This is a genomic window from Marivita sp. (assembly GCF_048006345.1).
Taxonomy (GTDB): domain Bacteria; phylum Pseudomonadota; class Alphaproteobacteria; order Rhodobacterales; family Rhodobacteraceae; genus Marivita.
In genome coordinates this window covers 3,752,390-3,764,254 of record NZ_CP180351.1, presented here as the reverse complement: position 1 = coordinate 3,764,254, position 11,865 = coordinate 3,752,390, and the positions used below count along the sequence as shown (strand labels likewise).

Here is an 11,865-nt window from a genome sequence, read left to right as displayed (position 1 = left end):
CATGCCCTTTACCCATAAGATCGTCTGGATCTCCGACCTGCACCAGACGGTCTCTGGGCAGGTCGAAGGCGTGAACAGCCGCGCGCGGCTGCATCAGGTGGTCGAACAGGTGAATGCGCATCATGCCGACGCGTTGTGCTGCGTCGCATCCGGCGATCTGTGTGATACCGGAACGGCGGAGGAATACACGGCACTGAGCACCGCACTGTCAGCGCTGCGCGTGCCGTTCCTGCCGATGATCGGCAATCACGACAATCGCCCGAACATGATGGTGGCGCTGCCCCGACCCGGAACGGGGCCGGAGGGCTACTACCAATACCGCCACGACCTCGACGGCAATGTGACCCTGCTCTGCCTCGACACGCACCTGCTGGGCAGCGATGCGGGGCAGATGGATGCCGCCCGTCTGGATTGGCTGGCCTCGGAACTTGAGCAAACCCGTGACAGACGTGTTCTTGTCTTTGCACACCACCCACCCGGCCCATTGGGCCTCGGGTTGCTCGACGACATGCCCTTGCTGGACCACCAGCCTCTTGTCGATCTTCTGACCTCTGCTCCACAAGTCGAACATCTCTGTGTCGGCCATGTGCACCGACCGGTCTCCGGTGTGATAGGTCGCGTCTCGTTTACCGCGCTCCGCTCCATCGCGCATCAAACCCGACCGCCGCACCAGACATGGGACTGGTCCAATTTCGTAGCACCCGAGGAACGCCCCCAATACGCGGTCATCCTGATCGGCCCGGATCGGTTGGTGATCCAGATGACAGACATTGAGGACCCCGCCTGATGCGTCACACCGAAGGCGAAGCCAACACCAGCGCCGCGCGGGCCGACTGGTCCGCCCGCGAAACCCATAACGAAACGCGCGACCTGCTGGCGCGCGATGCAAACGCCTTCCTGCATCAGTCACTGTCCTCACCCTGCCTCAGCACCATCGCCAAAGCCGAAGGCATCTGGATCGAAGACACCAGCGGTCGTCGTTTCATGGATTTCCACGGCAATTCCGTGCACCATATCGGCTACGGCCACCAGCGCCTCGTGCAGGCGGTGAAAGACCAGATCGACGCGCTGCCCTTCTCACCCCGCCGCTTCACCAACGATGTCTCGGTCACTCTTGCCGAACGCCTGGGCCAGATCGCACCGGGCACCCTCAAACGCGTTCTTTTCACCACCGGCGGATCGGACGCGGTTGAAGTCGCGCTACGCCTTGCCCGCGCCGCCACGGGCAGGTTCAAGACGATCAGCTTCTGGGACGCGTTCCATGGCGCAGGCTTTGGCGCGTCCAGCGTCGGGGGCGAAGCCACCTTCCGCAGCCACATCGCGGGCCCGCTTCTGCCTGGCGCAGAACACGTTGCTCCCTTCCATTGCTACCATTGCGCCTACGGCCATCCGGGCCCTGAAACCTGCGCACTGGCCTGCGCCAAGATGGTCGAATACGCGCTTGCCCGCGAAGGCGATGTGGCGGCGGTGATCGCCGAACCGATGCGCGCCGTTCCGGTCGTCCCCCCACCCGGCTACTGGCAGGCCGTGCAGGCCGCGTGTCGCAAGCACGGTGCGCTGCTGATCATGGATGAAATCCCGACGGGCCTTGGCAAGACAGGCCGCATGTTCGCCTTCGACCATGATGGGATCGAACCCGACATCGTGGTTCTCGGAAAGGCGCTTGGCGGCGGGATGCTCCCCATCGCCGGGATCATTGCGCGCGATGATCTGAACGTCGCCGGCGACTTCGCCATCGGGCACTACACGCACGAAAAGAACCCCGTCACCGCCCGCGCAGCACTGACCACGCTCGACATCATCGAGGAAGAAGGCCTGGTCGACCGCTCCGCCACCCTAGGCACCCATGCACAGAACCGCCTGAAGGACGCGCTTCACGATCATCCCCATGTTGGCGACATCCGCGGGCGAGGCCTCATGTTCGGGGTCGAGATCGTCACCGACCGCGACAGCCGCACCCCCGATCCCGACCGCGCAGAACGCATCTACTATGCCTGTCTCGACAAAGGCCTCAGCTTCAAGATCAGCGCAGGCAGCGTCCTCACCCTGTCGCCCCCGCTCGTCATCAGCCAAGCCGATCTCGACACCGCGCTCTCAATCGTCATCGACGCGATCCGGACCACTGTGTGAGCACAACCGTCCTACTGATCGTCCTTCTCGCCGCGCTGCTCCATGCGCTCTGGAACGCGCTGGTCAAAACTTCGGCCGACCGGGCGATCACGCTTGGGCTGGTCGCCGCGGGACATTGCCTTCCCGCACTGGCCCTCATGCCCTTCGTTCCCATGCCCGCGATCGAGGCGTTTCCCTATATCATGGCCTCCACCGTGATCCACTGGGCCTATTACTATTTCCTGAATGTCTCCTACCGCTTCGGCGATCTGTCCCTGATCTACCCCATCGCCCGCGGCACCGCCCCGGTGATGGTCGCCTTGGGCGCGATGGTCTGGGCGGACGAGGCCCTGTCCCTCTGGGCATGGATCGGAATTCTGACGGTATCCGCCGGGATCATGGTACTTGCCGCCATCCGGCACGCCGACAAACGCGGGATCGGAGCGGCACTTGCCACCTCTGCCATCATCGCCGCCTATTCGGTGGTTGATGGCATCGGCATTCGCGTCTCTGGCACACCCATCGGCTATGTCGTCTGGCTGTTTGCCGCCGAAATTTGCGTGGCCGTCTTTGTCATCGCCTCCCGTTTCGACCGCGCCCGCAACATCAGCCAACGCGCGCTTTTCCTTGGACTGTCCGGCGGCGTCATCTCCGGCCTCGCCTATGGGCTGGCCCTCTTCGCCAAAACACTGGCCCCCATCGGCATCGTGTCAGCGGTGCGCGAAACATCCGTGATCTTCGCCGCTTTGATCGGCGTCTATTGGCTCGGCGAAGGTCCGGCCAAGCGCAGGCTTGTCGCGGCCAGCATTGTGGCAATCGGCGTCATCATCCTCGCCCTGTCCTGATCTTCTCTGGTTCGAAAATACTTCGGGGTTTGGGGCAGAGCCCCAATGTTTCGGTCCACCGAAACACCATGATGCGTCACCGCATCATTGGCACGAAAGCTCAGGGCTTCCGGAAAATCCGGGTGGATCGGAACATATCCTCCAGCGCCTCGATCCGCGCACGCGCGCTGTCGGACACGCGCGTCTGCACCTCGGCGATCAACGCCTCGATGATCAGGTTGATGGCCAGCGTCGAATCCCAGCTTGAAGGCACCTCGATCATCGCGTTCACCACGTGATCCGCTAGTCCGGAAATCGGTGACCCCCACTGGTCGGTGAACAGGATGATCTCGGCCCCGCGCTCTTTGGCCAGTTCCGCCAGACGCTCCAGATCCCGTTCATACCGCCGGATGTCAAAGAGGATCAGAACCGACGCGCGGTCCATGTCCAGAATGTATTGCGGCCAGACATTCGGCGACGCGCCCAGCAATGTCACCGCCGGCCGGATGATCTGCAGATGGTTGTAAAGGTAATCCGCATTCGACCGTGTGATGCGCCCACCCGACAGATAGACTGGCCGCTGCCGCTCAGCCAGCACCCCTGCGATGGCATCCAGCGTCCCCGGCTCAAGCCGGTCAATCGTACGGCTCAGATTGTCGAACACCGCTTCGGCAAACGCCTTGAACGCGGCAGAACCCGGCTTGGTATCGCCCCATCCTTCGCGCTTGCGAATGGGTGTCTTGAACTGCTCGGACGCCTCGTCCCGCATGGCCGCCTGCAATTCCGGGAATCCGTCGAAGCCCAGCTTGCGCGCCAGCCGGATCACTGTCGGCGTCGACACACCCGCCGCCTCGGCAATGCGGGTGATGGATTGCAAGCCCCCCACCGGATAGTCGCGCATGAGAACGCTGGACAATTGCCGCTCTGCTGGCGTCAGAGCACCAGCCTGATCGTGCAGCCTGTCCTTGACCGAAAGGTGTTTCGCCATCGCCTGACGCCTTTTGTAGCAATCGTTACATTGGTACTCATCTTGGTACAATAATCAACGGAAATGTCTTGACAGAGTCAGAGGCCCAAACCCTTAATGGCCCCGTGAGCACGCAAAACCATCATACGATTCTGGGCCCGAACGATGGCCCCGCTGCCGAGGTGGTCAACCCGCAGGGCACCGCACCGATCTGCCTGGTTTGCGAGCATGCCAGCGCGTTTATCCCTTCAAACCTTGCCGATCTGGGCGTCGCCCCGGAACACCGGTATAGCCATGCGGCGTGGGACATCGGCGGTCTCGATCTGGCCAAAGCGCTGTCGAAAACGCTCGATGCGCCATTGGTTGCCTCGCGCATCTCGCGTCTGGTCTTCGACTGCAACCGCCCGCCCAGCGCGCCCGGTGCGTTTCCGGAAAGGTCCGAAGTGATCGACGTGCCTGGCAATGTCGACCTCGATGACGCCGCCCGCGCCGCCCGCGTGACCGAGGTCTACGACCCGTTCCGCACGCTGCTCAAAACCACGCTCGACGGGTTCTCAACCCCTCCGGCGCTTGTGACAATCCACACCTTCACGCCCGTCTGGTTCGGCCAGCCCCGCGATGTGGAACTGGGCCTGCTGCATGACAGCGACGACAGGCTCGCCCGCGCGATGATGGCGAACCGGCCCGACGGTCTCGATGCACAACTGAACGCACCCTATTCCGTGACCGATGGCGTCACCCATACTCTGCGCGAACATGCGATCCCGCGCGGCCTGCAAAACGTGATGATCGAAGTCCGCAACGATCTGGTCTCGGACGCGGCGGGTGTTGCCCGGTTCACAGACATCCTGAGCACGATGCTGACCAAAGCCCTCGCCACGCAGGAGGCGCTATGATCCGCGCGCTGCAGGCCTATGTCGGGGTGATCGACCCGTTCAACCGCATGATCGGGCGGATCGTGATGTACGGCATCTTCGTGATGATGGGCATCCTGATCTGGTCGTCCATCAGCAAGGTGTTTCTTGTCCCTTCGCTCTGGACGCTGGAAATGGCCCAGTTCGCGATGGTCGCCTACTACATCCTTGGCGGGCCCTATTCGATTCAGATGGGATCGAATGTGCGCATGGACCTGATCTATGGCGAAATGAGCGACCGCCGCAAAGCCGCGATTGACGCAGTGACCGTAGTCTTCCTGCTCATCTACCTCGGTTTCCTGCTCTACGGCGGCATCGCCTCGACCGCCTATTCGTTGGGCTATTTTGGATCGGAACCGATCAGCTTTTTCGCAGGTCTTGCCACCGGCAGCGAAGAACTTGGTTTCCTCGAACGCAGCCCGACCTCTTGGAGGCCTTACCTATGGCCAATCAAGGTCATCATGGTTATCGGGATCTTCCTGATGTTGCTGCAAGTGCTGTGCGAACTGGCCAAGGACATCCTGCGCCTCAAAGGACATGACATGGGGGCCAAGGTCTGATGCCGTATGAACTGATTGCGGCGCTCATGTTCTCGACCATGATGCTGATGCTTTTGACGGGCCAGCGCGTGTTCGGCGCCATCGGCTTTGTGGCTGTCGTTGCCGCGTTCTTCCTGTGGGGCGACCGGGGTGGATACGACCTGGGCTTTTCGGCCGCGATGAAGCTGATGAAGTGGTATCCGCTGCTGACCCTGCCGATGTTCATTTTCATGGGATACGTGCTGTCGGAAAGCCGCATCGCGGATGATCTCTACAAGATGTTCCACGTCTGGATGGGCGGTCTCTCCGGTGGCCTTGCCGTGGGCACCATCGGCCTGATGGTCCTGATTTCGGCCATGAACGGGCTAAGCGTCGCCGGCATGGCCATCGGAGCCACCATCGCGCTTCCCGAACTCCTGAGGCGAGGATACGACAAACGGATGGTCACGGGGGTAATCCAGGCGGGGTCATCACTAGGCATCCTTGTGCCACCCTCGGTGGTGCTGGTCCTTTACGCGATGATCGCGCGCCAGCCGGTTGGCCAACTCTGGCTCGCCGGTGTGATCCCCGGTCTGATGATGGCGACCATGTTCGTCATCTACATCGTGATCCGCTGCAAACTGAACCCAGCGCTTGGCCCGGTCCTGCCCGCCGCCGAACGCGACATCCCCCGCGCCGAAAAACTGCGCCTCCTACGCGCAGGTTTGCTGCCGCTGGGCATCTTCTTCGTGATGATGGTGCCTTTCGTGAACGGCTGGACGTCACTTGTCGAAAGCTCGGCCATCGGGGCCATCGCCGCCTTCATGGCCGCTGTCCTAAAGGGCCGCATGACCCGCGAAGTGTTCGAGAACTCGGTCCGCAACACGCTGGGTATCTCCTGCATGTTCATGTGGATCATCCTTGCCGCCCTCGCCTTTGGCGCGGTGTTCGACGGTCTGGGAGCGGTCAAAGCGATCGAGAACCTGTTCACCGATCAGCTTGGTCTCAGTCCGTGGGTGATCCTGATCCTGATGCAGCTCAGCTTCATTATCATGGGCACGTTCCTGGATGACACCGCGATGCTCGTGATCGTCGCACCGCTCTATGTCCCGCTGGTGGGCGCACTGGGCTTTGACCTGATCTGGTACGGCATCCTTTACACGATCACGACCCAGATCGCCTATATGACACCGCCCTTCGGCTATAACCTCTTCCTGATGCGCGCGATGGCCCCGCCGGAGATTGGCCTGCGCGACATCTACGCGTCGATCATCCCATTCGTTCTGGTGATGGTCGCGGCCCTCGCCATCATCATGGTCTTCCCACAGATCGCCCTTTGGCTGCCGGAATACGTGTATGGCAAATAATCACAATCAAGACTCCGCGAACGGAGCGTCGAACCCCAACCCAACCGAGAGGATATGACATGACCACCAGACGTAAGTTCCTTAAAACCGCCGGGATCAGTGCCGCCGCAAGCCTTGCTGCCCCCGCCGTTGTCAAAGCGCAATCCGGCATTACGTGGCGCTTCCAGACCTATGCGGGCGCCGCTCTGGGCGAGCATGTGACCAAGCCGGTCATCGACTACATCAACGCAAACGCCAACGGCGAACTCACGGTAGAGCTGTTCTATGCTGACCAGATCGTCCCCACGGGCGAGCTGTTCCAGGCGCTTCAGCGCGGCACCATCGACGGCGTGCACTCGGACGACGACTCCATGGCGTCCCCAACCCCGCTGCGCCAGTTCGGCGGCTACTTCCCGTTTGCCACGAAGCACATCCTCGACGTGCCGGTGCTGTTCAACCAGTACGGCCTCAAGGAAATCTGGGAAGAAGAGTACAACAAGGTCGGCGTGAAATGGATCTCGGCCGCAGGTCAGGATCCGTGCAACTTCAACACCACCAAGGAAATCACCTCAGTTGCTGACCTTGACGGTCTGCGCCTCTACACCTTCCCGACCGCCGGTCGCTTCCTGTCGAAATTCGGCGTTGTCCCTGTGTCGATCCCTTACGAAGACGCCGAAGTCGCGGTGCAGACAGGCGAACTGGACGGCATGGCGTGGTCGGGCATCACCGAAGACTACACCGTGGGCTGGGCTGACGTGACCGATTACTTCCTCACCAACAACATCTCGGGTGCGTGGATCGGATCATGGTTCATCAACCAGCAACGCTGGGCCGACCTGCCGGATCACCTCAAGTCCGTCGTGATGGCTGCGACCGAAGCGGGCCACACCTACCGCAACCAGTGGTACTGGGGTGGAGAAGCGGCTCTGCGCGCCAATGGTGACAAGCTGCAACTGCGTCAGGTTCCGCCAAGCGAATGGGCCGAGGTCGAGAACGCCGCCAAGGAATTCTGGAACGAGGTTGCCGAGGAAGGCGAGATCCAGCAGAAGATCATCAACATCTTCCGCGAGTACAACAGCGTCATCAACCAGGCGGGCGCACCGTACAACTTCGAATAATCGAGGCACAAAACCTCAAGAAGCGATCCCCTTTGGGGGGTCGCTTTGACCGTGAATGGAAAGGACACGCCCATGGCCCACATGACACTTGATGACCTGCAAGCCAAAGCCGAAACCGGCGCAATCGACACTGTTCTGGTCTGCATGGTCGACATGCAGGGCCGACTGATGGGCAAACGCTTCCATGTCTCGAACTTCCTCGAGTCCGCATGGAAAGAAACGCATTGCTGCAACTACCTGCTGGCAACCGACCTCGAAATGGCCACACCGGATGGCTACAAATCCACAAGCTGGGCCGCGGGTTACGGCGACTACGTGATGAAACCGGACCTGACCACTCTGCGCCCGATGCCTTGGCTCGAAGGCACGGCGATGGTGCTCTGTGACCTGATCGACCACCACACGCACGAACCGGTGCCGCATTCCCCGCGCCAGGTCCTCAAGGCGCAAATTGCCCGTCTTGCCGAAATGGGCCTGACCGCGATGATGGCGACCGAGTTGGAATTCTTCCTGTTCGAGAAAAGCTACGAGGAAATCCGCAAGAACGGCTATCGCACCCTGACCCCGATCAGCGGCTACAACGAAGACTACAACATCCTCCAGACCACCCGCGAAGAACACGTGATGCGGCCGATCCGCAACCACTTGGTGGCCGCTGGAGTGCCGGTAGAAAACTCAAAGGGCGAAGCCGAAGCCGGTCAGGAAGAGCTGAACATCCGCTATGCCGATGCACTCGCCTGCGCCGACAACCACACGATCGCCAAACACGCGGTCAAGGACATCGCCAACATGCACGGCCATGCGGCCAGCTTCCTGCCGAAATGGCACCACACCCGTGTCGGCAGCGCCGCACATATCCACCAGTCCCTGTTCAAGGGTGACACCAACGTGTTCCACGACGCGGCGGACAAGCTGACCATGTCTGACACGATGAAATCCTATGTCGCGGGCCTGATCAAATATGCCCCCGATATGACATTCTTCCTCGCGCCCTATGTGAACAGCTACAAGCGGTTCCTGCCGGGCACCTTTGCCCCCACCAAGATCGCATGGTCGGTGGACAACCGCACCGCAGGCTACCGCCTTGTGGGCGACGGCACCAAGGGCGTGCGGATCGAATGCCGCATCCCCGGAAGCGACATCAACCCCTACCTTGCCTGCGCCGCGCAACTCGCCGCTGGCATCGCCGGGATGGAGGAAAAGCTGTCCCTGGAAGAGCCTGTTTCGGGCGATGTCTACTACATGGACCACATCCCGGAGATCCCTGCCAATCTGCGTGATGCCACCGATGCCCTGCGCTCCTCCGCCATGCTCCGCGCGGCCATGGGCGATTTCGTGGTCGACCACTACACCCGTGCCGCCGAGGTGGAACAAGAAGCCTTTGATGCCGTTGTCACCGACTGGGAACTCCAGCGCGGATTTGAAAGAGCCTGAACCATGACCAAGACCGTAGACCTGATCTCCCCGATCGACGGATCGGTGTACCTCACGCGCGAGGTGCTGACCCGCGACGCCGCCTTCGACGCTGCCAAACGCGCCAAGGCCGCCCAAGCCGATTGGGCCGCGCGCCCGCTGTCCGAACGCATCGCTTTGGTGCGCAAGGCGGGTGAAATCATCGGCCAGCAGAAAGACCGTATGGCGACCGAATTGGCGCATCAGATGGGCCGTCCCGTCCGCTATGGCGGCGAATATGGCGGCTTCAACGAACGCCTGACCTACATGGCCGACGTCGCCGCAGAGTTGCTCGCCCTGATGCAGATCGAAGACAGCGACGCGTTCCGCCGCCTGATCAAGCGTACCCCGTGGGGTACCGTTTTGGTCATCGCGCCGTGGAACTACCCCTACATGACCGCGATCAATACCGTGGCCCCTGCCCTCATCGCGGGCAACACGGTGATCCTGAAACATGCAGGCCAGACTCTCGCCGTGGGTGAGCACCTTGCCGAGGCGTTTCGCGCGGCAGGCGTGCCCGAAGACGTGTTCCAGAACCTCGTCCTCGACCACGACACCACCTCTGCGCTGCTCTCCGAACGTGCGGTGGACTTCGTCAATTTCACCGGCTCGGTCGGCGGTGGCCAAGCCATCGAACGCGCCGCTGCGGGCACCTTCATCCCCGTCTCGACCGAATTGGGTGGCAAGGACCCTGGCTATGTGCGCGCCGATGCCAATCTCGACGCGGCGGTCGACACGCTGCTGGATGGCGCGATGTTCAACTCGGGCCAGTGCTGCTGCGGCATCGAACGCATCTACGTGCACGAAAGCCTTTACGACCAGTTCGTCGAAAAGGCGGTCGCGTGGGTCAGCGCGCAGAAACTCGGCAACCCGCTTGACCCCGAAACCACAATGGGCCCGATGGCGAATGTCCGCTTCGCCAAGGAAGTCCGCGCCCAGATCGACGAAGCGCTGGCCGATGGCGCAAAAGCGCATATCGACACCATGCCCGCCGATGATGGCGGCGCGTATCTGACACCGCAGATCCTGACCAACGTTACACACAAGATGCGCGTCATGCGCGACGAAAGCTTCGGCCCCGTCGTCGGCATCATGCCGGTCAAGGACGACGAGGAAGCCATCGCGCTGATGAACGACAGCCAGTTCGGCCTCACCGCCTCCATCTGGTCTACCGACACAGCCACCGCCGAAGCCATCGGCGACCGGATCGAAACCGGCACCGTCTTCCTCAACCGCTGCGATTACCTCGACCCCGCGCTCTGCTGGACCGGCTGCAAGGACACCGGACGCGGGCAAGGTCTGTCAAAACTGGCGTATCAGGCCCTGACACGCCCCAAATCCTACCATCTCAAGAAGGCATAAGCCGATGTCGCCTAAAGCAAACTGGTCCTACCCCACCGCCATCCGTTTCGGTGCGGGACGCATCTCGGAAATCGCCGAGGCGTGCCTCGCCGCTGGCATATCCAAACCGCTTCTCGTCACCGACCGGGGCCTTGCGGATATGGAGATCACCACCAAGACCCTGAACCTTGTCGAACAGGCGGGTCTGGGCCGCGCGATGTTCTCGGATGTCGATCCCAACCCGAACGAAAAGAACGTCGAAGAAGGCCTCAAGGTCTACCGCGAAGGCGGCTTTGACGGCGTCATCGCCTTTGGCGGCGGCTCTGGCCTCGACCTCGCCAAGACGCTCGCCTTCATGGCCGGTCAGTCCCGCCCGCTCTGGGATTTCGAGGATATCGGCGACTGGTGGACCCGGGCCGACCCCGCAGGCATCCACCCCATCGTTGCCGTGCCGACCACCGCCGGGACCGGATCAGAAGTGGGTCGCGCCAGCGTCATCACCAACTCGGTGACGCACGAGAAAAAGATCATCTTCCACCCGAAGATGCTCCCCGCCGTGGTGATCTGCGACCCCAAACTGACCGTGGGCATGCCCAAGTTCATCACCGCAGGCACCGGGCTTGATGCCTTTGCCCACTGCGTCGAGGCCTATTCCAGCCCGCATTACCACCCGATGAGCCAGGGCATCGCGCTTGAAGGCATGCGCCTTGTCGTCGACAACCTGCCCCGCGCATATGCCGACGGGTCCGATATCGAAGCCCGAGCGAACATGATGAGTGCCGCCGCCATGGGCGCGACCGCCTTCCAGAAGGGCCTCGGCGCGATCCATGCTCTGAGCCACCCCATCGGCGCGCATCACCACACGCATCACGGCACCACCAACGCCGTCTTCATGCCCACCGTGCTCAAGTTCAACGCCGACGCCATCCGCGACCGGTTTGACCGCGCGGCGGGTTATCTGGGTATCGACGGCGGCTTTGACGGCTTCTGCGCCTTTGTCGATCAGTTCAACGCGGGTTTCGCGATCCCGAAAACGCTCACCGATCTGGGTGTGAAGGACGTGCACCTCGACGTGCTCGTCCGCGACGCGCTCAACGACCCAAGCACAGGCGGCAACCCGGTCACCATGACCGAGGCGAATACGCGGGCGTTGTTTGAATCCGTCCTGTGATGCGTACTGAAGCGCTTAACGACATCGAAACAAGCAGGAAGCCCCGTTTCCAAGAGAATTAGGTTGAACGGGGCACCCAAGTCTACGGACGCAAAAGGGGTGCCG

At 61.8% G+C, this 11,865-nt stretch carries 11 protein-coding genes; 10 read left to right on the top strand and 1 reads right to left on the bottom strand.

The genetic code is table 11. The annotated features are described in order from the left end of the window. Position 1: 1 nt before the first annotated feature. The 3 genes from ACMVPR_RS18285 to ACMVPR_RS18275 are packed head-to-tail and all read left to right on the top strand — an operon-like array spanning position 2 to position 2,954. Entirely contained in the window at positions 2-787 is a 786-nt protein-coding gene (locus ACMVPR_RS18285) for a metallophosphoesterase (protein ID WP_416884033.1), read from the top strand. Next, positions 787-2,130: an aspartate aminotransferase family protein gene (locus ACMVPR_RS18280; RefSeq protein WP_416884032.1), complete on the top strand. Its 1,344-nt coding sequence runs from the start codon at positions 787-789 to the stop codon at positions 2,128-2,130. Before ACMVPR_RS18285 ends, ACMVPR_RS18280 begins: the two co-directional genes overlap by 1 nt. After that, positions 2,127-2,954 (top strand): EamA family transporter, encoded by an 828-nt coding sequence (locus tag ACMVPR_RS18275; RefSeq protein ID WP_416884031.1) that lies wholly within the window; start codon positions 2,127-2,129, stop codon positions 2,952-2,954. The genes ACMVPR_RS18280 and ACMVPR_RS18275 overlap by 4 nt, the downstream gene beginning before the upstream one ends. A gap of 100 nt (positions 2,955-3,054) precedes the next feature. On the opposite strand, the gene ACMVPR_RS18270 is transcribed toward ACMVPR_RS18275, so the two are convergent. Beyond that, positions 3,055-3,921, bottom strand: a complete 867-nt coding sequence (locus ACMVPR_RS18270; protein WP_416884030.1) for a MurR/RpiR family transcriptional regulator — start codon at positions 3,919-3,921, stop codon at positions 3,055-3,057. A gap of 104 nt (positions 3,922-4,025) precedes the next feature. Between ACMVPR_RS18270 and ACMVPR_RS18265 the strand changes: the two genes are divergently transcribed. The 7 genes from ACMVPR_RS18265 to ACMVPR_RS18235 all read left to right on the top strand — a co-directional run bounded on the left by ACMVPR_RS18265 (position 4,026) and on the right by ACMVPR_RS18235 (position 11,760). Continuing rightward, entirely contained in the window at positions 4,026-4,796 is a 771-nt protein-coding gene (locus ACMVPR_RS18265; RefSeq protein ID WP_416884029.1) for an N-formylglutamate amidohydrolase, read from the top strand. Continuing rightward, complete coding sequence (locus tag ACMVPR_RS18260; RefSeq protein ID WP_416884028.1) at positions 4,793-5,374, top strand: TRAP transporter small permease subunit; 582 nt, start codon at positions 4,793-4,795, stop codon at positions 5,372-5,374. Before ACMVPR_RS18265 ends, ACMVPR_RS18260 begins: the two co-directional genes overlap by 4 nt. Further along, a complete protein-coding gene (locus ACMVPR_RS18255; RefSeq protein ID WP_416884027.1) occupies positions 5,374-6,699 on the top strand; it encodes a TRAP transporter large permease in 1,326 nt (441 codons plus the stop codon). Before ACMVPR_RS18260 ends, ACMVPR_RS18255 begins: the two co-directional genes overlap by 1 nt. A gap of 59 nt (positions 6,700-6,758) precedes the next feature. Then, complete coding sequence (locus ACMVPR_RS18250; RefSeq protein ID WP_416884026.1) at positions 6,759-7,796, top strand: TRAP transporter substrate-binding protein; 1,038 nt, start codon at positions 6,759-6,761, stop codon at positions 7,794-7,796. Positions 7,797-7,868: 72 nt separating this feature from the next. Continuing rightward, a complete protein-coding gene (locus ACMVPR_RS18245; RefSeq protein WP_416884025.1) occupies positions 7,869-9,230 on the top strand; it encodes a glutamine synthetase family protein in 1,362 nt (453 codons plus the stop codon). Positions 9,231-9,233: 3 nt separating this feature from the next. After that, on the top strand, positions 9,234-10,610 hold the full coding sequence (locus ACMVPR_RS18240) for an aldehyde dehydrogenase family protein (RefSeq protein WP_416884024.1): 1,377 nt from the start codon (positions 9,234-9,236) through the stop codon (positions 10,608-10,610). 4 nt (positions 10,611-10,614) lie between these two features. Beyond that, positions 10,615-11,760 (top strand): iron-containing alcohol dehydrogenase, encoded by a 1,146-nt coding sequence (locus tag ACMVPR_RS18235; RefSeq protein WP_416884023.1) that lies wholly within the window; start codon positions 10,615-10,617, stop codon positions 11,758-11,760. The last annotated feature ends 105 nt before the right edge of the window (positions 11,761-11,865 follow it).

Bases quoted from the DNA above. Each gene is read 5' to 3' on its own strand.
- ACMVPR_RS18250 (WP_416884026.1), top strand. From the start codon at position 6,759: ATGACCACCAGACGTAAGTTCCTTAAAACCGCCGGGATCAGTGCCGCC.
- ACMVPR_RS18260 (WP_416884028.1), top strand. From the start codon at position 4,793: ATGATCCGCGCGCTGCAGGCCTATGTCGGGGTGATCGACCCGTTCAAC.
- ACMVPR_RS18280 (WP_416884032.1), top strand. From the start codon at position 787: ATGCGTCACACCGAAGGCGAAGCCAACACCAGCGCCGCGCGGGCCGAC.
- ACMVPR_RS18245 (WP_416884025.1), top strand. From the start codon at position 7,869: ATGGCCCACATGACACTTGATGACCTGCAAGCCAAAGCCGAAACCGGC.
- ACMVPR_RS18235 (WP_416884023.1), top strand. From the start codon at position 10,615: ATGTCGCCTAAAGCAAACTGGTCCTACCCCACCGCCATCCGTTTCGGT.
- ACMVPR_RS18255 (WP_416884027.1), top strand. From the start codon at position 5,374: ATGCCGTATGAACTGATTGCGGCGCTCATGTTCTCGACCATGATGCTG.
- ACMVPR_RS18240 (WP_416884024.1), top strand. From the start codon at position 9,234: ATGACCAAGACCGTAGACCTGATCTCCCCGATCGACGGATCGGTGTAC.
- ACMVPR_RS18285 (WP_416884033.1), top strand. From the start codon at position 2: ATGCCCTTTACCCATAAGATCGTCTGGATCTCCGACCTGCACCAGACG.
- ACMVPR_RS18270 (WP_416884030.1), bottom strand. From the start codon at position 3,921: ATGGCGAAACACCTTTCGGTCAAGGACAGGCTGCACGATCAGGCTGGT.